The following is a 23,243-nucleotide window of genomic DNA, read 5'->3' as shown; positions in this document are numbered from 1 at the left end:
AATTGGAGTGTGTTGGTAGATTGGTGTTTATGAACAGGTACTGTTCTTTATTAAATCTAGCATTAAAAATTAATGCTAGCTGAACAGTGATTGCTCTAATGATTATAAACTGTTACGTTAATAACCACATAATAAGAAAGGACTCTATTAAATGAAACTCAACCAAGTTTTATCAATTGTCAACCAAGTTGAAAAATCTAAATTTATTTCATGTCTTGATCGTCTTTGTTCGGATGCGGCTAAAAATAATAAAACACTAGCTAAAACAATCGACAATATTGACGGCCAAATTAAAAATGCATCAGGAAGTGAAATAACTCAGTTATTTAATACCGTCCGCGAGTTCTTCAAAATTTCTGTAAAAGAACAGATTCTAATGAGTACAGCGCAGCTTAATTTATTGGTGAACATACTGAGCCGTGATGGCAATGGAGTCGCAAGAATTAGCTGGATAGAGTCACTTTATGAAAAAGAATGGGCAGAGTTATCCAAGCTCTCAAAGGAGCTAAAAGAGTGTATTCAACAAGGCTCTGCCGAGAGTGTTTTAGAGCGAAACCGAGCGTTAAAGATTTATCATGCTTGCATGAAAGAAGCATACTTTAATGATGAAAAAAATAATCGAGAAGCCAAAGTTACTGATGACGAACGCAGTATCCTTAATGTACTGGCTGATGAGCTAAATCTCACTACTGATGAATGTGCCGCTGTAGAGCATTTGGTTGATGTTATTCCTAAAAACGGTGTGCTAGATGCTTTAAATAGCCTCAGAGATATGGGGTTATTATTTATAAGTAAAAAGCGCCAAGAAGTGTTTATTCCTGATGAAATAGTAACCTTACTTAATGAAATTCAAGGTAAAGATTTAGCTGATAAGTATGTACTGAGAATACTTAGAACGCTGGCAGATGCCGAACTTTCTAATGCACTCAAAGCTCATGGTCGTAAAATTAGAGGCATAAGCCGCACTGATAAAATTCAAACAATTATTCATTCAGGAATTAGCGCAGCTAAATTATTATCAGACGATATTCATAACGTTGAAGATAACCAAAATCAACGTAAAGACAGATTAAAGCAGCTTATACAAGATTTAGAAATTGATACAGATAAACTAGGTACAACCTTAGATGAGCGCATTGGTCTAATATTGTCATCGTTATCAGGTGCAACAGAGAAAGAGTTTGATTCCCTTAGTGCCAGCGGCTTTAAGCAGCTTCTAAAAACATTAGAAGAACACTTCCCAACCATGCAGGCTGTGCTAAAAGATGCATTTGAACTTGAAGCGAACGAAATAATAGACACTGAAAAACTACGTGCGTTAAGTATTACTCCTCACGATATTCTATATTTACTTTCAAACGATGAAGTTAGAGAAGTTCGCGATAGCATGGGGCTATCCAAGCGAGGCAATGCACGCTTTGCAATATTAGAAAGCTTTGCAAACGCAACTGATAAACTAATTGAAAATTACGACGCTCTAGCACGCCGCGATATTAATGCGCTAAGAGAGGCTGGAGCAGATGTAACAGAGGCCGATATTGGTGTTAAGTTTGAAGAAGTCACAAAAGCTATTTTTGAACTACTAGAACTTAATATTGATGAAGATCTCCGTAAAGATTTAAACACCACTAAAGATAAAGCCGATATTGTAATTTCACTCAGTGATAACGACATAATTATTGGTGAGGCAAAAACCTGTAAAAATGGTGATTTTGCTAAATACTCAACAACGTCTCGCCAAGTAAAAGCTTATGTAACCCGAGCCGAAAACCAAGGTAAGCGCGTGGCACAAGTATTAATAATTGCCCCTAGCTTTTCTGATGATTTTATCGAGTCTGCTGAAATGGATACAGAGGTTAATATTTCACTACTCGAAGCTCATGGTCTTAAGTTAATACTTGATGCTTATAAGTCTAAGCGTAACCCAAGTTTTGCGCCTAAGCTATTGACTAAAGGTGGTTTATTAAAAGCTGAATTGATAGCGAAAAATATATGATTTTGCGTAGATTTTTGTGGTTTTTAATCACCAGTAACTACGGAATAATTGCTAAAAATAATAAACTGAATTTTTGACACCTTGAAATTCACGACAGAAGGAATAACAATGCACGCAGTTGCCCCCTACCTATTTCGCTGTTTTAATAGAGAGTTAGAAGGAAGAGTAGAACAAAGATATAGTACATTAGATAATTTAGGAGATAAGGATTTATTCTTTATTCTTCGAGATTTTCTTCAAGGAAATACTGGAGCTTACAAGATAATTGAAGAGACTAAGCAAGTCTACCAGTTTGATGAACTCCAAATTAATGAACAAACCCGAGAAATATATGGATGGTTTAATGTCGGTACTTATGGAATGAAAACCGATATTATTAACGTCGCTACAGGAGTCGTTGATTTTGAAAAGGCAAAGAATAATGCTGAAATAATAAAGCATTATGTCCATTATTTTATTCCTCGTGGATTCAATGAAGCTATGGCATTTATGCACTCTTATCGTGGTGATGGCGTAAAAACTCTATTTTATAATTTATTTTTACAGTATTTCAAAGCACAGACTGATCTGGTAATTCAAATGAACCCTCTTGCTTACGATAATGCTGTTAATGCTTGGCTTGATGCAACGGCAAAAGAAGTGAAGCTGACTAAGTTTGTAGGGTTAAATGATATAGCTGACCAAGTTAGATTACTAGGTCATGGCGAGCAAGAGTTGATAATAAAGCCTCCAAGAAGAGGCTCAATGGGTAGGCTAAGAGATTATTTAAACCTAGACAGTCCACATAGGCAAGCTGTTGAAATTATGGGAGAGTATGGGGCTCAAGTCAAAACTGTTGTAGAGATGAATGGCAAAAGGCGTACATTTAATGTGGGAAGGAATAAGACGAACGCACTTTGTGAAATTGAAGTAGACGAGGAAGTTGTTGGTGATGATGGTGTTCCTGATTTCGTAAGAATAAATGCATGGGTGAAAGAAATCATTACAGAATATTCGCGGACAATGTATCCAGGGATCAATATTAGGGTGGCTTAAATGAGTTCAAAGATTAATATTTGGTCAATAGTTTCAGGCCATATAATGACATTAAAAGACTCCGCTAGTGGTAAAGTGAGTTTTTTAGACTACGTTACCTTTTATGGCATCCCTTTTGGAATAGCAGTTCTATTTTCAATATTTGAAATCAAAGTAACGTCTGATGCAAACTCTCTACTAGTAAACTTTGGGGCAATATTTACAGCCCTTCTCCTAAGCGTATTAGTTTTGGTTTACGATCAAGGTGAAAAACTCCGAGTTTCTAAAGTCGAACAAACTCAAAAGCACAACATAGACCTTAAAAAAAGATTACTAGATCAACTTTACTACAATATTTGTTATGCGATTGTTGTTGCCGTTACCTTAGTCTTTCTATGTTTAGTGTATACATTCTTACCTGATAAAAGCTGCACATTCACATTTTACCAGCAAACTTTTAGTTTTGATTTTAAACTCTATCTAGCGTCTCCGTTTATCTTAATTGTAGTTTTAAACTTACTTCTAACTATATTAATGGTGGTTAAAAGGATGCACACATTACTAACAATAAAAATTTAAGTTTCCTGCATATAGTTCATTCAAAATATTATTTATTAGGCTATTTTGAGTGTGCATATGAGACCTAGATATATATTGCAGCATATAGCTTATCACCCAACCGCTAACTTCCCAGCCTCATGCCACATTTCACTTTGCATGGGGCTGGTTAATTCCCACGTTATATTCATCGGCTGGCTGCCGTTGTGGCTTTGGTATTTAACCTTGCCGTAGTTTACAAACCCCATAGTTCGGCCGTTTTCGTCTTTGCCTTGTTCGCGTACAAATAACAGAATGGTTTTACCTGTTTTTTGATGCTCAATATAGCTTAGGCCACGGCCGTGTTCTGGTCGGGCGCTGTTTTGCGTTTGCCAATGGAACAGGGTGGGGCTAATTGCATAGTCGTGATATAGCGTGGTGGGCGAGTAGGTTTTTTCGCACTTGTTGAGTGTTACAAATAACAGCTCTAGGTTTTGGTTTTTAAATTCTAAAACACCTTCGCGGGCAGTCGATTTTTTATCAAACGAGTGCGCGCCAAATGCGGCCAGTATTTGCTGGCGCGTGTAGCGGCTGTGTAATTTTATTGTATGATCAGGTAGGCACGCTAAATCGCTTTCCTGTTGATGAATGCGGTTTATTAAAAGCGCGATTACTTGGGCAAGTTCTTGTTGTAGCTTTTTGTGTTTAAGAGCTTGTAAGCTTTGCTCAAGCGTTTTAAAGCCTAAACTTGTGCCTGTGTTATCCCAAAAGTTGTAGTGCGCCATAAGCGCGTACTGTTGGTTTTGCGACGTTGGGGTAAAGCTAAATTCGTTGTTACATAAATCACGTAAAAAGCATAAGTAACTGAGCGAGTCGCAGCCGAGTAATTGGGTGTTTATAGCGCGGTAATACGCGGCGTAAATGTCGGCTTGCTCTGCGGGTATTTCATCACCTTTTAGCCAATGCCAGCCACCGAGCTTTTTATCTTTTGGTTTGTATATATCTTCCAGCGTGACTTGCGGGTTTATACGTAAAAAATTACTTAGCGTGAGCGTATCATTGGTGTGTTGCGAATAGCTACTTATCAGCTGCTGTAAACGGCGTTTAGAGTTTATGGCTTGCTGAATATTTTTTAATATTGTTTTTTGCGTGCGCGCTTGTAACTCAATACGACAACCCAACGGTAAATGCGGGAAGTTGTTTTCAATCTCGGTTTTTATCGGTTGGTTGCTTTTACCAATCAGCGCGCGGAACTTACTGGCAAAGTCGTATTCTGGGCGGGAGTTGCCTACAAAATCGAGCACGGTACAGCATTGCTTTTGACTGTTGTCGGGCAGGCGCAGGCCACGGCCGAGTTGCTGTAAAAACAGCGTTAAGCTTTCAGTTGGGCGTAAAAATAAAAGTGTATCGACCTCTGGAATATCGACCCCTTCGTTAAAAATATCAACCACACACAGTATTTGTATTTCACCTTGTCGCAGTGCTTGTTGTTTGGCTGCGCGCTCATTGGTGTTTTTGCTGGTCAGCACATCGGCGTTTATACCTGCTAAGTTAAATTTAGACGCCATAAACTCTGCGTGTTTTTGGCTTACGCAAAATGCCAACGCTTTTATATCGTGAACATTAGTCACTATATCAGCAAGGCTAGATATAATTTTGTTAGCGCGGCTGTTCTCCCCTGTATAAAGACTACTTAGCTCGCTTATATCGTAACGGCCACCACGCCATGTTATTTGGCTTAAGTCTGTATCGTCATCTAATCCAAAGTACTGAAACGGGCATAAATGGCGTTGGTTTATTGCCTCTGGCAAGCGAATTTCAGCGGCTATTACGCCACAAAAATCATCGAGTATATTTGAGCCATCTTGTCGCTCTGGTGTGGCGGTTAAGCCAAGTAATATTGTGGGCGTAAAGTGATTTAATATAGCGCGATAACTTGCAGCGCTTACGTGATGTACTTCGTCAATAACTATGTAGTCGTAGTAATCATGCGTTAATTTGAGTGATTCAATTTGGCTGTTTAATGTTTGTATTGACGCAAAAAGTTGGTTGTAGCGTTGTGGCTTGTAGTTACCCACCCACAGCTCACCAAAATCGTTGTTTTTAAGCACGCCACGATAAGCACTTTGTGCTTGTTTAAGTATTTCTTCACGGTGGGCTACAAACAAAAAGTGGGCGTTTGGGTTTTTATCGTAAACGGTTTTAAAGTCGAACGCCGATATGATTGTTTTACCAGTTCCCGTTGCTGCGACCACTAAATTTTTAAAGCGGTTATGAACGCTACGCTCTACGCTTAGTTTTTCTAAAATAGCGAGTTGATGGGTTTTTGGTGTTATATCAAAATAAAATTGGCTGCTTGCTTGGCCAACACCGCGTTGCTCGTTAAGTGAATTTATGAGCTTTTCTTTACATTCAGCTTTGCCAGTAAACAGCTCGAAATCTGGCGACTGCCAATAGGTTTCAAAGGTACTTTTGGTTTTAGCTATGATGTGCGGAATTTCTTGCGCGGTAATTTTTAAGTTCCACTCAAGGCCGCTGGTAAGCGCCGAATGCGATAAATTAGACGAGCCAATATAACCGGTATGAAAACCCGTATTACGCATAAACAAGTATGACTTGGCGTGTAAGCGTTCTTGCTGATTATTGTAACTAAGCTTTACCTCGGTATTTGGCAGGCCTGCTAAAAACTCAACCGCTTTAGCATCTGTTGCACCCATGTACGAAGTAGTAATTACTTTGAGTTTATTACCACTTTTGGTAAATGCTTCAAGCTCATTTTTAAATATGCGCAGCCCCGTCCATTTTATAAATGAGACAAGCCAGTAAATAGTATCGGACGATTTAATCTCGCGCTTTAGCTCGGTTTCGAGCGATATACCCGCATTCGCACCGCTAAATAACTCGCTTTGGGTAAGCCCTGTTAGCGGAAAAATATCGTGAGAGTAATCTTTAAGATTAGCAGCAATAGGGTTTTGGGTATTAAACAACGCGGTGAGTATTCGGCCTTGGCTGTCGATAAGGTTTTCATTGATCAGCTCGTCATCGCGAATATGATCTTTAAGCCAAAGCACAAGGCTGTTTGCTAGGTTAATTTGCTCGTGCAAACGCTCGCTTGAATTAGGGATTGCATCGATTGCATGTTCAACCAGCTTGCCTAAAAAGCGCGAAAGCCACGTAGCCGCCTCAGCCGATTCTAGTTGGCGTTCGCCCACATAAAATTGGTCACGATTTAAATTTTGCTTAATTACTTGTGTAATTAACTGCTCGTAAATACCAATCTGTTGCATTAAATCGCTCCCTGTTTGCGAGCATTCAGTTTACTAAAAAATGCAATGTAAACAAGCATTAACTCATTATTGAATTAAAGGCAGCTGTTAAGATAATTCCCCCGTCATTTTGCCCGAAAAGACTCAATTGATGAGTAATTAATTGCAAGGAAGCAATTAAAGCCGTGACTTCGCCATGGATGGCGAATACACGGCGTTTACGTTTATATCAATTTAAGCTTTGAGGAAATAGCAAAATGCTCGGGGCGCCGTGGGGTTCCAAGGGGCGGTCGGCGGTATCCGCCCCTTGGTTGCCGTCGCCAATGCGACATAACAAGTATTTTCATTTTAAAAGCTGCGCTTTTCGCGTCAGCAAGCTTAACGCCTACGGTCAACCTAAACGATGCTGTTAAGAAAACTCCCCCGTCATGTTGCCCGAAAAGACTCAATTGATGAGTAATTAAATGCATGGATGCAATTAAAGCCGTGACAGGCATATGGATGTGCCTTACACGGCGGTTACGTTCATATCAATTTAGGCTTTGAGGAAAGTGCAAAATGCCCGGGGCGCCGTGGGGTTCCAAGGGGCGGTCGGCGGTATCCGCCCCTTGGTTGCCGTCGCCAACGCGACATGTGACTGTTTTTAATGTATAAAGTACAAGTTGTCATTATAGGAACTCGTCATGGATGATTTTTTAAACCATAGCTTAAGTGTCATGCTTATTGCTGCGTGCGTTTACTCTTTAATAGGCGTTTTGTTTTTTCGTATTTGGTCACATCAACGCAGTGCTAAACTTCCTATCGAGCGTCATAAATTAAAACGTGTTGCTGCGCAAACTCTTCAAGAGCAAGTGAATGACAAGATTGTTGATGTTATTGGCCTAATATTTTTAGCTGCACTGATTGTTATAATGCCTTTTGCAATTAAAGGGATTGCTGAAATGTTTGCTAGCGGCAAGTTTAATTACTTCTTAATTATTATGATCATGTTGGGTTTAGCCTATGTAGCAAGAAAGCTTTGGGTTAAATCAAATCACTTAATAAAGCTAAAGCTTGGACGTGATGCCGAACTTGCTGTTGCCTCTGAACTTATAGAGTTACAGTCACACGGATACCAAGTATTTCATGATATACAAGCTGATGGTTTTAACATTGATCATTTAGTAGTGGGACCAAATGGTATTTTTGCTATTGAAACCAAGGGTAGGCACAAGCGAATAAAAGACGATACAAATTACAAGGTTAAATTTGAGAATAATCATTTAGCATTTCCCTCTTGGTTTGAAAGTAAGCCGCTAGAACAAGCCCAAAAGCAGGCTAATTGGGTGAACAAATGGCTACAAGAGGCAACGGGTTTTAACACACAGGTTTTCCCTGTTTTGTGCTTTCCTGGTTGGTTTGTCGAATTAAAACAGCGCCCACTCTTTCCAATTGTTTCGCATAAACAAATAGTGAAAACGATTCTTTCGATGCGACAAGTAAATTTAAACCAAGAGCAGCAACGTGCGATTTGTTATCAGGTAGTACAGCGCTCTTTGCATGAAAGTAAAGCAATTTAAAAGCTGCGCTTTTCGCGTCAGCAAGCTGCACGTCTACGTTGATAAAAAGCGCTAGGTTGTGTTTTCTGCCCGTCGCTCGCTGCTCGAAACCCGTTGTCTTCTCTTTGTGCATATATGGTTTTAAGTGATTTATTCACAAAGAGGTTATGAGGCGCTGCGCTGAAGAGGTAATGCAAAAGGGACTAGGCGCTAGGATATTTGCATAAGCTCGATACACGGAGCCCGTTGTGTGAGGCCGTTATTGAGTTTTTACCTAAAGGATAGTGTGCTATCACTCTTTCAATGTCGTATGTTTGCATTGTTTAGATGTCGTATGTTTGCTATATTTTGTCTAAGCAACGAGAGTAATTAATATGACAATAGCAAGTAAAGTAACCACAAGAATAAACCGCTCTAAGCGTTATGTTTTTGAGCGCGCTGATTTTGCTGATATTGCAGGTTACGACCAAGTTGGCCGTGTTTTAAAAAAGTTAGTTGATAGTGGACAGTTGTTACGTATTGGTTATGGGCTTTATACTAAAGCGCGAGAAAATCGCATTACTGGTAAGTTAATGCCTGCATCACCTGCGGGTGCAGATGGTGTCATTTTAGAGGCTATTGAAAAACTGGGCGTTGAGTATCAATTCGATGAATTTACACAACGCAGTCTTAATGGTGAAAGCTTACAAGTTCCCGCTTCATTTAAAATAATGACCAATAGCCGCTTTAAGCGTAAAATTGTCGTAAATAACAGCGCTATCAATGCGAGTTGATAGTGATTTATTTTTAGATGTAGCGGATGCTCTTGGTATGGGTAACCCTGCCATTGTTGAAAAAGATTACTATGTAGTTGCATTACTTAAGCTACTTTGTGAGTTATCTTTTGATACGCATTTTTTAGTTTTTTCAGGTGGTACGGCATTAACAAAGTCAGGCATTAAAACTCATCGAATGTCTGAAGATGTTGATATAAAAATCATTCCCAAAGATTTAACTGCTAACACGTCTAAAACTAAAAGAAGAAAGGCTAGAAAAGCGCTCCACTTACAGTTAATTGCTGCAATTAATTCACATGATTATTTTTCTGTAGAAAATACTCCAACTGTTTTTGATGAATATCGATATCAACAAATTGATATTCGCTATCCTCAAGCCCATTCAAAAGCCCCATGCTTACGACCGTTTATTAAATTAGAGCTTATTGAAACGTTACTTTTTGATAATGTACATAGCCGCAATATATCTTCTTTAGTGAATGAGGTAACTCAACAGGCACCAGAAGTGCCGCTGATGGATTTTTCTAGTATTAAGAGTACACAAGCTGAAAAGTTAGTGTCTATGCTTAGGCGCACAGCGAGCTTTGCACGTGATAATAAAAGAGACGATGATCCTGCGCTAATTCGCCATATTTATGATACGTATTATATTCAACACGCTGGGTTGGCGGATGCATCAGTTGTGGTGCCTTTAGTCAAAAAAGTCATAGCAGAAGATATTACCCGTTACGGTAATCAGCATTTAGAATTTATGGCAGAACCGATTATTGAACTTAAGTTTGCCTTAGATGTATTGCAAGCGAACTCACTCTATGAAACGCGTTTTAATGAATATGTTGTTCCAATGGTTTATGGTAGTCAAAAATTGGTGTGGCAAGAAGCATTTGATGTATTTAAATCATTTTGCAAAGATGTTTTAAATGATATCGAGCTTTAACCGTCAAATTTGAAAAGTATTGTATTTTCACAATCACCACACACTAATGAGTAGAGCTCTTTGCGTTTGCTCACTTTAGTATTAGCGCTGCTACATTGCGGGCAAGACGTTTTCATTGGTGTATTGGTATCGCACTCACCGCATGTAAAAAAATAGCCGTAGCGCCCTGAGCGAGGTTTAAGCGTCGTTTGATTGTTGCACAGCTTACACTGTAAATTTATTTCATTGGCAATATTTGGTTGCTCTGGAGTTATTGGTGCAATAGCTGCTGATTCATCTTGATAAATCGGGCTTGGTTCGTTGAGGTTTGATGCTATTGCGTCAGGTTTTAACTGTGTAGAAGGGGCAATATTTTGCTCTAAAAGAAACTCACAGATCCTAACTAGGCTTTCTTCACTAAACCATGGGCGAACATTAGTTGAGAAAAAGTGCAGGGCGTTTGGTGTTGAAGCATGTAGCTTCATTATGTCTAAAAGTTTATCCGCTATAAACTCTGATTTAACGAGTCGCTCTTCAAGCGCTTTTGGTGTGTTATCTCGATTAATTATGGCATTACTCGATATTACACAAATGCCATGCCATTCACGACCACCAAAGTTTTGTTGTATTTTGCCAAACATCTTAGGGAGTAGGTGTGGAGCATTGTCTATTATCAAACTTTTTAGTAATGCCAGTTGTAGCTCAACTTGTTTGATTGGTGATGGCATTCCTCGCCATTGCCCTCGGTAGCTGCGACTCCACTCTTGATGTTTGTTTATAGCGACTTCACCGGTAATACTTTTTGATTCAATAAGAATAAACCCGTAGGTGTAAACAATAAGGTGGTCTATCTGTGCGCTTTCGCCGTTGTGTTTAAACTTTACATCATTAAACACAAATACTTGAGGGTGGTCTTTAAATGCGCGACGTAAGTAAAATGCTACGTCTAGCTCTTGTTTTTGACCCGCTTTGATCTTAGCGGAAGTGGTAGTTAATAGAGCTTTATCTTTTAAAATCATGCGACATCCTTTCTGTCATATATGTTTAAAGCATATCACTGAAGTACCTAATAATAATACTGTTGAAGGATTTTTTACTCGCCCTATTTTTATTTAAAAGCTACGCTTTTCGCGTCAGCAAGCTTAACGCCTACGTTGATAAAAATCGCTAGGTTGTGTTCGCTGCCCGTCACTCGCTGCTCGAAACCCGCTGTCTTCTCTTTGTGCAAATATAGTTTTAAGTGATTTATTCGCAAAGAGGTTATGAGGCGCTGCGCTGAAGAGGTAACGCAAAAGGGACTAGGCGCTTTAAGCTCGCTGCTTTAAGCTCACTGCTCGAAACTCATTTCGTATCTATTTAAATAATATTGCAATCATATTAAATACCGCTAAACTAATCATTAGTGTATTAATGACCGATTATGTAGTCATTTATGAGATCTGAACAAGCATTAAAACTGGCGCGTCGATTGGGTGATTTAATTCGCCAGCATCGTACTTTACTTTATACCCAGAGCACGTTCGCTAAGATGATTGGTGTATCTCGCTCCACGGTACAAAAGCTTGAGCAAGGGGAGGTAGTAAAAAGCGATATATTGTTTGAAGCCCTTGTTGTACTTCAATTGCAAGGCTCATTGTTGGATGAAATTAACGAGCTTGCCGCAGATGTGGGCGGTTATAATGCAAGACAGCGTAAAAGCAATAAAACTCAGGTGATTAACGATGACTTCTGAAGCCTATGTATTTATTGACGGTTTAGAAGACAGCCCGGTAATTTGTGGTTTTTTTAAGTTAAATACACAAACAGGCCGAGGTGAGTTTAATTATGGTAAAAGTTACCTTGCGCGCTCTGATGCGTTTGCGCTCGATCCGCTGCATTTACCATTACAGCCTGGCATCGTTAGTTATTCTGCCAATAAAGGTGTGTTTGGGGTGTTAAGTGATGCGGGAGCTGATTCGTGGGGGCGTAAGCTTATACTGTCGCTACATAATACCAAACCAAAAAATGAGCTAGAATTTTTACTCGCAGGGTCTGGGTATGGTGTTGGCGCCTTGGTATTTAGTTTGTCGCGCAGCGCATCAAAACATAAAGCGAATAAAAATACACTAGCCGATTTAGCCTTATTGGATCAAGCAAAGGACGATTTGCTCGCCAATAAAACGATTTCACAGGAAGCAAAAAAAGCCTTTGAATTTGGTCAAAGTATGGGGGGAGCAAGACCTAAAACCTCTGTGAAAATTGACCAAAAACTTTATTTGGCAAAGTTTAATCGTCAAGACGATTTGTTTAATTTAGCTAGGGCTGAGCATGGCGCTATGTGTATGGCTAATGAATTGGGGATTCGCACTGCAAATACCCGTATTCATGAAACAGAAAATGGCGATGTTCTGTTAGTTGAACGTTTTGATGTAAGCGATGACTTACCAACTCATCACTTTTTAAGCGCCAATAGCTTATTACAAAAACCAAAAGTCGCGATAAGCGACTTAGCAACATACTATAGCTACGGTGAATTGGCTGAATTTATTCGCCACCATACAGGTGAGTTCGCTGCTGATGCTACAGAGCTCTACAAGCGAATGGTATTTAACGTATTTATTGGTAATACTGATGATCACAGCCGAAATCATGCATTTTTGTATCACTTTGCAGGGCAAACGTGGCGTATGAGCCCCGCTTATGATATCACCCCTATTAATAACTCAAAGCAGCATGGCATAGGGCTTGGTGATGAGGGCCGATATGCTAGTATCGATAATTTACTGTCGCAAGCCAAACGCTTCGGCCTCAACAAGGCTCAAGCAACAAAAATAATTGCCGAGGTTGAGAGCTATACTCGCCAGTGGCCAGCGCACTTTAAACGTTTTGCTAATATCAGTGATATTGACATAAAACGCTTAGAAAGCGTGATACCCTCTATAAGTTAAAGACTAATAAAGTAGTCATTAGTGGGTTAATGACTGATTAAGTAGTCATTTATTAATTGGCGCTTATATGAACCTTAAAGCGGGAATGAGAAGGCAGCGGGCTTCGAGCGACGAGTAGCGAGCTTGTACAAACACTAGAACCTAAAACCTAAAACCTAAAACCTAAAACCTAGCTCGTAGCCCGAAACCCGCGTTCCAAACATAAAACGCGCTACATAAAGCCCTGCCTACAGGTTAGTCGGCCAGGGCGCTATTTGTGGGTTGATAAGCGCCATTATCTAACGCATCAAAGTAGGCTTGATAACGGCCGTTTTGTTTAAATTTAAGTAATTGCTGGTTAAATATTTCAAGCCGCTGTTCACTGCGTGGGTTATTTTTAGGGAACATCATAAAGCTTTGGTTTACCAACAATGCTTTGGGGTGGTGATTAATAGCGCTGAATAGGTCAGGTAATTTACTCGCTAATGTGAAATAGCCTACGCTTTGCTCTTCGGCAAAGGCGTCGATTCTGCCCATAGCTAAGCGTTTAAAGTTTTGCTCTGTGGTACTTACTCGCGACATATCGAATAAGCCTTCATCGGCTGCTTTATCAAAGTCTTTGCCGTAACTGTAGGCAAGCCCACCACCGAGTAATAAGCCTTTTAAATCGTTTAGATTTTGCCAATCAAAAGGGCGTTGTTTATGATAAAAAAATACAAAACGCTCGTTTAGCACTGGCTCACTGTAAAAATAATCCTCAGTACGTTGTTGTTCAAACATCCATACGGCAGTGGCAGCGTATTTATCATTAATGGTGTCGTGGTAGGCACGCGGCCACGGTAAAAAGGTAAAGTTAACTTTAATGTTAGCTTGTGCAAATATATCGGTAATTAAATGCGCAACCACGCCTTTGTGAGGCAGCGATTCGCTTAAAAAAGGCGGCCATTCGCCTGTACTTATATTTAAAGTAGCATGGTGATTAGGCGCTTTGCTTGAGGGTTGTATTGCTTCAATTGCGTGCGTGTAATGACTGGTAAAAGCCATCAGCAAAAAAGATGCGATATAAATACGGTATCTTAATTTAGCTGATAACATAACATGCATGTGTATAAGTCTCTCCTTCTATTAAATATACCCTTTTTGGATATAAAGCGGCTTTGAGCGCTGCTTAAAAAACAGGCTATTTTAAAGGCGTTAACTGAATGTAGGCTTAAGGGCTAAACCGTCGCTTTACAGACTTATTTTAAGTATTTTTATGTTACCGCGTTATTCTTTTGTTTGCATGTTTTTTGCGCGTTCTTCTGCATCGATGAGTGCTTGTGATTTAGGCGCGCGTTTTTTTTCTTCTATTTTTGGTTTTTGTGGTGAATTTGGATCCCAGCTTTCATCAAGCGATAAATTAGCAAATGGATTGCTGCTTTGTGGTGAGTTATCGGGCTTACTTGGCTCTTCAGGGGCAATCTTTACTTGCTCAGGCATTACTTTTATTTTTTTAGTTGGTAGTGGCGCGTCGGGATCGAAAGTACGTACTTCTGGCTCTTTAAAGTCGTGTTCAGTGGTTGAGCTTAATGATGAACGCTGCGTTTTTGCAGGATGGAAATCAGCTTGTGGCTGATGGGGTACAATGGGTTCAGGTGCGCTGTGTGAAGGCTTTATAGGCGCTTCTTGTTGTACCTTTTTGATTGGCTGATTTATAGGATTACGCTGAATTTTGGTTTGTTTGGCTTCGGGATCAAAATCTCTTACTTGTGGCTCGGCAAACTCTGTTGCATTTTTTATACGCTCTAAGGTTGCTTTAGCAGCTGCTTCAAACTCTGCCGTGTTAGGCTCCGGCTTTATTTTCACGGTATTAACTCGACTAGAATCAGGCTCTTTACCCTTGCTTTCGACGGCTGGGTTTTGCAGATCAGAGCCAGTCACCATCGGCTCAGTAACAACACTGTGAGTTTGATCATTGTCGTGACTTAGGGGCATTTGCAATGGTATGCCAGTATCAGCCGCTTGTTTATTTTGCTTAATATTGCGCAGGCGCATTAATACCACAACCGTAATTACCACAATTAACAATAGTGCCACACTTGGTAATACTAGCGAGATTATATTAGCCCCTTTGGGCATTGAAGAGGCAATAACGGCTGTTTGCTCGCTGGCATTTATAGTGATAGGTACGGCGGTTTGTGTAGGTTCAACGGTGGCTTTTTTTACCTCTGGTTGCGTATTTTCCTCAGTGTTTGATAATTCACTGGCCGGTATTTTGCTGGGCTGTGCATTTTTTTCAGAAGCGCCGCTTTGTTCAGCCGTTGCTGTTACATTGACTTGTGACTCATCAGGTGCTGTTGTGGTTGATGCTACTGGGGCATTTTTTTTAGCTTGCTCTATAGTTTGAGTGGCGCTTTTTTCGATTACATTATTTTGGGGTGGAGTTGCACTTTGCTCAGTTGCAGCGTCTGGGAACGTTGGCTGTAAAGTGGGTTCTGTTTGTTGTGGTTTTACAACCTCCGGGGTCGATTGTTCAATAACCGGCTGCGGTTTAGGCTTTGGTACTGGCAAAGTGCGTGCCGCTTGCGGATCACTGCAGTTTTTTTCAAAGTCTCGCGCAGCATTACGGTATTTACGGCTGGCTTTATTATTGCTGTGTTGCTGCATTTCTTGTTTTATAAGAATACACATAGCTTCGTTATAAGCGGCACTGCTGGCACTATAAAACAAAGCAAAACAAAAAAGTAAGCAACTCAGTAACGGTTTCATAAAACTCAAAAGTGGTTAAGCATCAATGCCCTAATCTTAAGCGTAAAGTGAAAAATTATCTAGAAGCGCCTAGCGTTAATTAGGGTCTGTTGACCTTTGCGGATTACAATTTGTTCAAACTAGGGGCGGTTTAATCGCGGCGCGAGGTTTGTAACCTAGTGGACTAAGTAAAAACCGAGCAACAAAGAGTAAATCGCTCCTAGGCAGAACCCGAAGGGCAGCGCCTGTTTGGCATTGATGCTGCGTTATCGCCTATTTATGGGGAATAACCACACCACATAGGCTCTGCCTTGCCTAAATACCAAACAGACTGCTGCAAATTTAACCTTGAAAGGTCAACAGACCCTAGTCAATTACCATTAAGCTTCGGTACTCGTCGTAAGCAAATTGGTCGGTCATACCGCTAATGTAGTCTTGAATTAACCGACAGCGATAATAAAATTCATAGGCGGCAAAATGATCGGGCTCTTCTTGCATCGCATTTATGGCATGCTGATAGCTACTTAAATGCTTTTTAGAGAGTTTTTTAACGAGTCTCGATTCTATTAATAAGCGGTTGTCGCCATGCAATGCACGTTTAAAGTCATCGCTACTCAAAAGCAGCAAAGGTTTATAACAATCGAGTAGGCCATTAATAATACGGTAGCCTTGCAGTTCGAGCTTTTCGACTTCTTTGTGCGAAAATACATGCTCAAGCGCGACTTGTTTGAGCGCTTGGGTTGCTGCATGCAGGTAGCTGCGATCTTCTAATAATGCATGGTTAAAGTCGCCATGATAAATTGGCTCTATGTTTTCAATAAAGCGTTTTGCGGCATGGTTTACTAGCGGGTGCAGTAATGACACGCGTAAATAAATAAAAAACTCACTATTAAAATTAAAGGGCTGTGCTTGTGCTCGTTCTATGGCGTAGTTTATAGCGTCGTCCACAAAGCTTTGGTGTTGAGTGTCGTTAAGAGCGAGGTTAATTAATGCTTTTTGATACTGCTTTTTTAGTTGCTCGCATAATAACTGTGTGGTGATAATGTCTTTTTCTACGGCGTCTTCTATGTCGGCAAGGCAATAAGAAATATCGTCAGCGGCTTCCATAATATAACTGGCAGGGTGACGGCAATAGGGCTCCATTTTCAGCTCAGTTTGCAGTGCTTCAACAAAGCTTTTTTCACTGTAGTAATACCCCACTTTTTTCATAATGTAGTTTTTATTTTGAGGAATATCTTGCTTCGCTAAACTTGCTGGACGGGTGTATTTTAAAATAGCGGCAGTTTGGCTATAGGTTAAATTTAGGCTCAGCAAAGAGTGAATAATGCGTATGCCTTGAGCGTTGCCTTCAAAGCTACAAATATCTTGGGCTAAATGTTTAAAAATAACGCCAATGCTGCTGTTTGTGGTTTGGCAACGCTCAGGCGTAATGCTGGCTAAATTAGCATTAAACCAATTATTAATAGCCGCTTCGCCAAAGTGACCAAACGGCGGGTTACCTATATCGTGCATTAGGCAGGCCATTTCTACTAGGGTTTCTAGTGGGCGCTCTAAACCCGACAAACCATATTCTTTTTGTTGCTGGTAATTTAAATTGGCAAAAATGCGCTGCACAATAAAACGGCCAACTTGCTGAACTTCTAATGAGTGAGTTAGGCGCGAACGCACTGCCGCGTTGCGCTCCAGCGGAAATACTTGGGTTTTTTGTTGCAGCCGACGAATGGCTGCACTATTAATAATTCGGCCACGATCGCTCTCAAGCGCCATTTGTAAATTGGCAGTGGTGCGCTGCATACGTGCAGGGGTTACTTTGCTACTGAAGTTGATCATGGTAATCCTTTTTTATGTGAATTAAGCACTTATTAAACGCACGATTATTTATTTTTAATAGTTTGCTTTAATTTATCAGCATGTATCATAAAGTAACAACTTGCTTTAGTATTATTTTTTATAAAATTAACATACATCTAGGTATTTAAAATGAAGTTGTGGATCACTAAGGTAATGTGTTTTTGCCTTTTATTGGGTGTGAATAGTGCGTTTGCCGCTAAAGAGCAAACGGTTGTTATGATCTCTATTGATGGCTTGCGTTGGGATTACATTGAAAAGCACGGTGCGCCTAATTTAAAAGCAATGGGTGAGCAAGGCGTAAGAGCGCAAAAAATGCAGCCTGTTTATCCTACTAAAACGTTTCCAAATCATATTTCGGTGATCACCGGTTTATTGCCAGTTAACCATGGCATTGTAGATAATAAGTTTTGTGACAAAGCGCGCAATAATGAATGCTACAGCATGGGGAAAGGACAAAAAGACAGTACCTGGGTACGCGGCACACCACTGTGGAATTTAGTTAAAATGCATGGGCTTAAATCGGCGGTATACTTTTGGCCTGAGTCGGATGCGCGCTTTAATGGTATGACGCCTGACTATTACTTTCACTACTCTAAACAAGGTGACTACCAAGACCGAATTGATCAAATCATTCAATGGTTAAGCTTACCTAAAGCACAGCGCCCACGTTTTGTGGCGAGTTATTTTTCGTTAGTGGATAGCATGGGGCATGAATATGGCCCTGATGCGGTGCAAACGCGTGATGCCGTTAAACAGCTAGATGCGCTGATGGGGCAATTAAAAACCCGCTTGAGTAAGTTAGAGCAAGAGGTAAATCTGGTGATTGTGTCTGATCATGGTATGGCACAAGTTGAGCCTGAGCAGAGCATTGTTGTGAGCAGCTTACCTAAAGATGATAATTTTATGGTTGTTAATACCGGTCCTCGATTACTTATTTATACTAAAAGCGATGCTAAAAATGCAGATGTTGAGGCTTATAAAGCCCGTTTACAACATGCAGCAAAAGGACGCTACACGGTACTAACAGAGGAGCAGCTTGCAGGATATCACTATAATAAAGGCACTCGTGTGGGCGATATTGTAGTACAAACGACAGCGCCTGCGGTATTTAGCAATAGTGCGAAAGTGCCTTACTTAGGAACGCATGGCTATGCCTATACCGATGATATGGCAGCAACATTTATTGCTACCGGGCCGGCGTTTAAAAAAGGGGTGAGTATTGAGCGAGTGAATAATTTAGATATTTACCCTGTGCTTGCTAAGGTGATGGGTTTAAAGCTAATGAGTAAAGTGGATAGCGATGGTAAAACCTTACTCCCTGCCATACAACAGAAAATGATTAATCATTAAAAAAGAGCGCCGAGGCGCTCCGCAAGGGAAACTTAATTGGTTAGCATGGGTGATTAACCCATGCTGATATTGTTATTTAAGCTGAATTTTGAGAATACATTTATTATTCAGCATTGAGCTTATTTAAAGTTAGCGATACTGGTTTTTGTGTCGGTAACGGTACGAATTGCGTACGACTGATTGGTCACCCCAAATGGAATACCGTTTACGCTCCAGTTAGGGTTTGAGAAATAGTCGTACTGCGTTGCACTGCCAAATACAAATGGGTAGGCCATAATACTGGCAAATTCATTTTGTACACCGTGCCCCATACCATCAACGTATACACCACCGGCTGTATCGCCTTGCTTACGTGAATGCGCTAAACCTTGGTTATGACCAAGCTCATGAACAAAGGTTGTGGCTCCACAATCGATTGCGGTGATTGAGTACATGCGGCTGCTCATTGAGCTGTATAAATTACCATTTGTGCCTTGGCCAACCCATGCTAAGCCACATGAAATTAAACCGTTACCTGCACTTTGGCCTGTACCGAGTACGGCAACCATGTCGGCTTTCCAATCATTGCGTAAACCATTTACGTAACTACTATTTGTGACGGCATTTAACCAATCTTCAGAAGGGGTTACTGCATAGTCACCTAAATTTTGAGTCCCAACTAAACGTAGCGTAATGTCAACGCCATTTTGGCTGTATACTTGGTTACTAAAAGCAATAAGCTGATTAATTTTGGTATTGATATTACTGGTAGCTGCTGCAGATTGATCGGTATATAAAATACCAATATCAATGGTTTCTGCTGACACTGTGCTGGCCGCACATAGCGCCGTTGCAATAGCGGCTGTTGAAATTACTTTTTTCATTGTTGTATTTCCTTACTTTTTACGATTGCAGTGTTTACTGCTAGGTCTTGTTGCCTGCGTTGACAGGTTTGTTTAAAAAGAGGGCGTGTTTTCAGCACGAGGTGAAAATGGGTCTATGTCATCCGCATTTTTTGGTGCAGGTTCACCAACCTGATGCTCTATATGTGTTTTATATAGGTCACGCTTAGCTGCAATCCAGCCATATTGACCTTTACTTTCAAAAACATAATTACCACTTGGGGCTGTAAATTGACCGTAAACCGCATCATTGCCAACGGTTAATATGGTGGTGTGCATTGCGCCATTGGCCCCAATAACCTGACCAACAATGCTTTTATCGCCGTTACTGGCATGGGTAACATTGGTTATTTCAGCGCTGTAGGTTTCTGCGGTTTGAGGTATTGCAAGGTCAAAATTATCACCCGTTTTGAGGGTTTTTAGCGCCGCTAGATCAAATTCTATGTAGGCTTCATTTTGTAAATCGGTTGGCAGTACTTTTGCCGCTTTAAGTATTTCTTTAGCCTTTGCTGAAGGTTTATTAATTGCGTCAAATGAGTTTGAAGGTACGTTTGATTCAATGTTAGCGGGTTTTGCTGCAATAGGGTCTTTACTCATATCAATGGGCGATGGGTTATGTGTTTTTTTTACAAACTCAGAATCAACAGGAACGATATCAATAGCAATGGGCGCTTCTACCTCATCGGTTTTTTTCTGATCATTAAGCAGCGTATACAAGGCAAATACAGACAAAGGAATAGCGATAGTTAAAACAATGTAACGTTTCATCTGTTTCTCTTTTAGGTTAAATGGTGAACTAATTGTTAAGTTTTATCTTAAAAAAAGAATTAGATCAAATTTAAATTGTAATCATAAAGTGGTAATTGCTTTTTTTATAACTTATTGTAAGTATTTGCTTTACCTTTTTTAGGTATGCTTTTTTGGTTTAATAGGGTGGCTTTTTTGTAGTAATGGCGCACCCTGTGGCATATTTTTGGGTACGTGCGTGTTTTTTAAATTACACCGATTTTGACAAGTAAAACTGACCAATAAAATTTTTTAGTAACGTGATCATTTTTCATTATTCAAAGGGCTAATTGCAAAGTATAAATAGGCAAAGTATGTTGTATCGTTAAACACCTATTAAAAGAGGGAATTATGGCAGGGACTGATCAGTTACTTAGTCGGATTATGGCAGGACTTGTTGCGGTCATTATTGGTTTTTCAAGTTCTATTGCATTGATTTATCAAGTGGTGATCACCTTAGGTGGTACACCTGAACTTGTGGCAAGCTGGATATTAATGCTGGGGCTAGTAATGGGCGGTACGTCTATTGTGCTGTCGTTTTATTATAAGGTGCCCATTTTAATTGCATGGTCGACCACCGGTGCAGCATTACTGATCTCAAGTGCCCAAGGCTACAGCTTACATGAAGCGATAGGCGCATTTATGCTATCAGCCTTATTGGTATTGGTATCTGGCATTACTGGTTGGTTTGAAAAAATCATGAACCGTATTCCCAGTGAACTGGCCTGTGCTATGTTAGCGGGGGTATTAGTCACATTTGGTATTGATGTTTTTAACTTTATGAACGACTTGCCATTAGTGATTGGTTTAATGGTGGTGGTGTACTTTATTGGCAAGCGCTTTTTTGCTCGGTTTGCAATGCTAAGTGTATTGTTAGCGGGTATATTTTTAGCCTGGTATATGGGCAATATCGATACTAGCACCGTGCAGTGGCAGGCAAGCAGCTTTGCTTATATTGCACCAAGCTTTAGTTTGCAGGCATTTATAAGTATTAGTATTCCTTTGTATATAGTAACTATGACTTCACAAAACTTACCCGGTTTCGCTATTTTAAAAGCGCATAACTATAAAGCGCCAATATCATCGTCATTAACTGTGACCGGGTTAATAAATTTAGTAACCGCGCCATTTGGCACTTATTCAATTAATTTAGCGGCCATTACGGCTGCTATTTGTATGAGCGAAGAGGCCGATAAAAACCCCGATAAGCGCTATTGGGCGAGTATTGCTGGTGGGGTGTTTTACATTATTATGGCGCTGTGTGCTGCAATGCTGGTGGCGATTGTAGCAAGCCTGCCGCAAGCACTGGTATTGGCGTTAGCGGGTATTGCCTTGTTTGGCACCATCGCTAATAGTTTGCAGCAGTCTTTGCACAGCCCCGAATATACAGAGGCGGCCATTATTACCTTTTTAGTTACGGCTTCTGATTTAACATTATGGTCAGTCGGCTCTGCATGCTGGGGGATAATAGCAGGAGCACTCACGTTAATGGTGACACGTAAGAGCTAAGAGCAGCTTTTAGGTGCGGGGATCGGGTGTCGAGCAACGGGTTTGGTACTGTGCGCGCGAGGTAAACTCACGCCTACAGTCGATCACCGCACTTGGCTAATCTCTTGCTGATCGCTGACAGCTAAAACCTAACCGCTGCTCTTCCCGTTTTTATAGCATTGGCTTTAACACATCAAACATGGCGTCTATGTGATCGTCACGGTCGTTAAGCGCTGCTATATAACGGTATTTTTCGCCGCCGGCTTCTTCAAAAATCTCTCGGTTTTCACCTTCTAATTCTTCAAGTGTTTCTAGGCAGTCGGCGCTAAAGGCAGGGCTGATAATAGCCACATCTTTAATTCCTTCGCCAGGTAAGCTCTCAAGAGTTGCATCTGTGTAAGGTTTTAACCATTCAGCTTTACCAAAACGGCTTTGGAAAGTGGTGATCACTTTGTTTTTATCTAGGCCTAGCTTTTCTACCACTAAACGGGTGGTTTGTTGGCATAGGCAGTGATAGGGGTCGCCATTATCTAAAAACTGTTTAGGCATACCATGATATGAAAACACCATTTTTTGTGGCATGCCGTGTTTTTCTAAATCTTCGCTAATGCTGTTAGCAAGCGACTCTAGGTAGGTTGGGTTTTTGTGATACCCATTTACAAAGTGTAGCTCAGGCACCCAGCGCCATTTTTTTAATACATTTGCCACGGCATCAAATGTTGAGCCTGTGGTTGGACTTGAATATTGTGGGTAAAGTGGTAACACAATAATGCGGGTTAAGCCTTTATCTCTGAGCTCTTCAAGGCCCGCTTCGATTGATGGGTTACCATAGCGCATCGCCATAACCACTTCGGTGTTGGTATAGCCGTGCTGTTTTAATAAGGCATTTAATTTAATGCTTTGTTGGCGTGTAATGTGGGTCAGTGGTGAGCCATTTTCAGTCCATATGCTTTTATACAATTTAGCTGAGCGCTTTGGGCGTATACGCAAAATGATGCCATGCAGAATAAGCATCCACACTATACGCGGTATTTCTACAATACGCGGATCTGACAAAAACTCACGTAAGTAAATACGCAATGCACTTGCTGTTGGGGCATCGGGGCTACCTAAGTTGGTCAGAAGTATTCCCGTTTTTTGGTTAAAACGCCCGTCGTGGGGATTGTCGGTAACGGCAGAAAATCGCGACACGTTGTGCTCCTTCAAGCAAT

At 40.6% G+C, this 23,243-nt stretch carries 18 protein-coding genes; 10 read left to right on the top strand and 8 right to left on the bottom strand.

From position 1 onward, the window contains the following. The first annotated feature begins 151 nt into the window (after window positions 1–151). The 3 genes from BM380_RS06175 to BM380_RS06165 all read left to right on the top strand — a co-directional run bounded on the left by BM380_RS06175 (window position 152) and on the right by BM380_RS06165 (window position 3,589). Window positions 152–1,996, top strand: a complete 1,845-nt coding sequence (locus BM380_RS06175) for a hypothetical protein (protein WP_090493561.1) — start codon at window positions 152–154, stop codon at window positions 1,994–1,996. Between the two features lie 108 nt (window positions 1,997–2,104). Continuing rightward, the gene (locus BM380_RS06170; protein ID WP_090493559.1) at window positions 2,105–3,031 is read left to right on the top strand and encodes a hypothetical protein; all 927 of its coding nucleotides are present in this window, start codon (window positions 2,105–2,107) and stop codon (window positions 3,029–3,031) included. Next, a complete protein-coding gene (locus tag BM380_RS06165; protein WP_090493557.1) occupies window positions 3,032–3,589 on the top strand; it encodes a hypothetical protein in 558 nt (185 codons plus the stop codon). Window positions 3,590–3,681: 92 nt separating this feature from the next. On the opposite strand, the gene BM380_RS06160 is transcribed toward BM380_RS06165, so the two are convergent. After that, the gene (locus tag BM380_RS06160) at window positions 3,682–6,834 is read right to left on the bottom strand and encodes a DEAD/DEAH box helicase (RefSeq protein ID WP_090493555.1); all 3,153 of its coding nucleotides are present in this window, start codon (window positions 6,832–6,834) and stop codon (window positions 3,682–3,684) included. A 662-nt stretch (window positions 6,835–7,496) separates the two neighbouring features. On the opposite strand from BM380_RS06160, the gene BM380_RS06150 reads away from it, so the two are divergent. The 3 genes from BM380_RS06150 to BM380_RS06140 all read left to right on the top strand — a co-directional run bounded on the left by BM380_RS06150 (window position 7,497) and on the right by BM380_RS06140 (window position 10,064). After that, window positions 7,497–8,372, top strand: a complete 876-nt coding sequence (locus BM380_RS06150; protein WP_090493551.1) for a nuclease-related domain-containing protein — start codon at window positions 7,497–7,499, stop codon at window positions 8,370–8,372. A gap of 353 nt (window positions 8,373–8,725) precedes the next feature. Next, complete coding sequence (locus BM380_RS06145; protein ID WP_008113525.1) at window positions 8,726–9,124, top strand: DUF6088 family protein; 399 nt, start codon at window positions 8,726–8,728, stop codon at window positions 9,122–9,124. After that, window positions 9,114–10,064, top strand: coding sequence for a nucleotidyl transferase AbiEii/AbiGii toxin family protein (locus BM380_RS06140; protein WP_090493550.1), 951 nt, complete (start codon window positions 9,114–9,116; stop codon window positions 10,062–10,064). The genes BM380_RS06145 and BM380_RS06140 overlap by 11 nt, the downstream gene beginning before the upstream one ends. On the opposite strand, the gene BM380_RS06135 is transcribed toward BM380_RS06140, so the two are convergent. Then, on the bottom strand, window positions 10,061–11,062 hold the full coding sequence (locus BM380_RS06135; RefSeq protein WP_090493548.1) for a nuclease-related domain-containing protein: 1,002 nt from the start codon (window positions 11,060–11,062) through the stop codon (window positions 10,061–10,063). The two genes, BM380_RS06140 and BM380_RS06135, sit on opposite strands and share 4 nt — an antisense overlap. Before the next feature lie 413 nt (window positions 11,063–11,475). On the opposite strand from BM380_RS06135, the gene BM380_RS06130 reads away from it, so the two are divergent. Further along, on the top strand, window positions 11,476–11,775 hold the full coding sequence (locus BM380_RS06130; protein ID WP_004589614.1) for a helix-turn-helix domain-containing protein: 300 nt from the start codon (window positions 11,476–11,478) through the stop codon (window positions 11,773–11,775). Beyond that, window positions 11,765–12,970 carry a type II toxin-antitoxin system HipA family toxin gene (locus tag BM380_RS06125; RefSeq protein WP_090493546.1) on the top strand — a complete coding sequence of 402 codons (1,206 nt, stop codon included), beginning with the start codon at window positions 11,765–11,767 and terminating at the stop codon, window positions 12,968–12,970. The genes BM380_RS06130 and BM380_RS06125 overlap by 11 nt, the downstream gene beginning before the upstream one ends. Before the next feature lie 234 nt (window positions 12,971–13,204). Here the strand turns inward: BM380_RS06125 and BM380_RS06120 are convergent, their stop codons facing one another. From BM380_RS06120 to dgt, 3 genes are all read right to left on the bottom strand, one after another. Further along, window positions 13,205–14,053, bottom strand: a complete 849-nt coding sequence (locus BM380_RS06120; protein WP_013462869.1) for a substrate-binding periplasmic protein — start codon at window positions 14,051–14,053, stop codon at window positions 13,205–13,207. Window positions 14,054–14,215: 162 nt separating this feature from the next. Further along, a complete protein-coding gene (locus BM380_RS06115) occupies window positions 14,216–15,697 on the bottom strand; it encodes a hypothetical protein (protein WP_090493544.1) in 1,482 nt (493 codons plus the stop codon). A 345-nt stretch (window positions 15,698–16,042) separates the two neighbouring features. After that, a complete protein-coding gene (gene dgt / locus BM380_RS06110) occupies window positions 16,043–17,506 on the bottom strand; it encodes a dGTPase (protein ID WP_016899096.1) in 1,464 nt (487 codons plus the stop codon). 150 nt (window positions 17,507–17,656) lie between these two features. Between dgt and BM380_RS06105 the strand changes: the two genes are divergently transcribed. Next, a complete protein-coding gene (locus BM380_RS06105; protein ID WP_090493542.1) occupies window positions 17,657–18,877 on the top strand; it encodes an alkaline phosphatase family protein in 1,221 nt (406 codons plus the stop codon). Window positions 18,878–18,996: 119 nt separating this feature from the next. Here BM380_RS06105 and BM380_RS06100 read toward each other — a convergent pair whose 3' ends face one another. After that, window positions 18,997–19,740 (bottom strand): zinc-dependent metalloprotease family protein, encoded by a 744-nt coding sequence (locus BM380_RS06100; protein WP_090493540.1) that lies wholly within the window; start codon window positions 19,738–19,740, stop codon window positions 18,997–18,999. Window positions 19,741–19,812: 72 nt separating this feature from the next. Then, a complete protein-coding gene (locus BM380_RS06095) occupies window positions 19,813–20,526 on the bottom strand; it encodes a hypothetical protein (RefSeq protein WP_090493538.1) in 714 nt (237 codons plus the stop codon). Between the two features lie 369 nt (window positions 20,527–20,895). Here BM380_RS06095 and BM380_RS06090 point away from each other — a divergent pair, with 369 nt between their 5' ends. Beyond that, window positions 20,896–22,053 (top strand): benzoate/H(+) symporter BenE family transporter, encoded by a 1,158-nt coding sequence (locus BM380_RS06090; protein WP_024602597.1) that lies wholly within the window; start codon window positions 20,896–20,898, stop codon window positions 22,051–22,053. A gap of 150 nt (window positions 22,054–22,203) precedes the next feature. Here BM380_RS06090 and hemH read toward each other — a convergent pair whose 3' ends face one another. Continuing rightward, window positions 22,204–23,223, bottom strand: coding sequence for a ferrochelatase (hemH, locus tag BM380_RS06085; protein ID WP_013462876.1), 1,020 nt, complete (start codon window positions 23,221–23,223; stop codon window positions 22,204–22,206). Between the last annotated feature and the right edge of the window lie 20 nt (window positions 23,224–23,243).

It is taken from the genome of Pseudoalteromonas sp. DSM 26666, assembly GCF_900116475.1.
Lineage (GTDB): Bacteria > Pseudomonadota > Gammaproteobacteria > Enterobacterales > Alteromonadaceae > Pseudoalteromonas > Pseudoalteromonas tetraodonis.
This window is presented reverse-complemented; position numbering and strand designations above follow the sequence as displayed.

Bases quoted from the DNA above. Each gene is read 5' to 3' on its own strand.
- BM380_RS06150 (WP_090493551.1), top strand. From the start codon at position 7,497: ATGGATGATTTTTTAAACCATAGCTTAAGTGTCATGCTTATTGCTGCG.
- BM380_RS06160 (WP_090493555.1), bottom strand. From the start codon at position 6,834: ATGCAACAGATTGGTATTTACGAGCAGTTAATTACACAAGTAATTAAG.
- BM380_RS06120 (WP_013462869.1), bottom strand. From the start codon at position 14,053: ATGCATGTTATGTTATCAGCTAAATTAAGATACCGTATTTATATCGCA.
- BM380_RS06140 (WP_090493550.1), top strand. From the start codon at position 9,114: ATGCGAGTTGATAGTGATTTATTTTTAGATGTAGCGGATGCTCTTGGT.
- BM380_RS06175 (WP_090493561.1), top strand. From the start codon at position 152: ATGAAACTCAACCAAGTTTTATCAATTGTCAACCAAGTTGAAAAATCT.
- BM380_RS06100 (WP_090493540.1), bottom strand. From the start codon at position 19,740: ATGAAAAAAGTAATTTCAACAGCCGCTATTGCAACGGCGCTATGTGCG.
- BM380_RS06125 (WP_090493546.1), top strand. From the start codon at position 11,765: ATGACTTCTGAAGCCTATGTATTTATTGACGGTTTAGAAGACAGCCCG.
- dgt (WP_016899096.1), bottom strand. From the start codon at position 17,506: ATGATCAACTTCAGTAGCAAAGTAACCCCTGCACGTATGCAGCGCACC.
- BM380_RS06095 (WP_090493538.1), bottom strand. From the start codon at position 20,526: ATGAAACGTTACATTGTTTTAACTATCGCTATTCCTTTGTCTGTATTT.
- BM380_RS06090 (WP_024602597.1), top strand. From the start codon at position 20,896: ATGGCAGGGACTGATCAGTTACTTAGTCGGATTATGGCAGGACTTGTT.
- BM380_RS06105 (WP_090493542.1), top strand. From the start codon at position 17,657: ATGAAGTTGTGGATCACTAAGGTAATGTGTTTTTGCCTTTTATTGGGT.
- BM380_RS06165 (WP_090493557.1), top strand. From the start codon at position 3,032: ATGAGTTCAAAGATTAATATTTGGTCAATAGTTTCAGGCCATATAATG.
- BM380_RS06145 (WP_008113525.1), top strand. From the start codon at position 8,726: ATGACAATAGCAAGTAAAGTAACCACAAGAATAAACCGCTCTAAGCGT.
- BM380_RS06170 (WP_090493559.1), top strand. From the start codon at position 2,105: ATGCACGCAGTTGCCCCCTACCTATTTCGCTGTTTTAATAGAGAGTTA.
- BM380_RS06130 (WP_004589614.1), top strand. From the start codon at position 11,476: ATGAGATCTGAACAAGCATTAAAACTGGCGCGTCGATTGGGTGATTTA.
- BM380_RS06135 (WP_090493548.1), bottom strand. From the start codon at position 11,062: ATGATTTTAAAAGATAAAGCTCTATTAACTACCACTTCCGCTAAGATC.
- BM380_RS06115 (WP_090493544.1), bottom strand. From the start codon at position 15,697: ATGAAACCGTTACTGAGTTGCTTACTTTTTTGTTTTGCTTTGTTTTAT.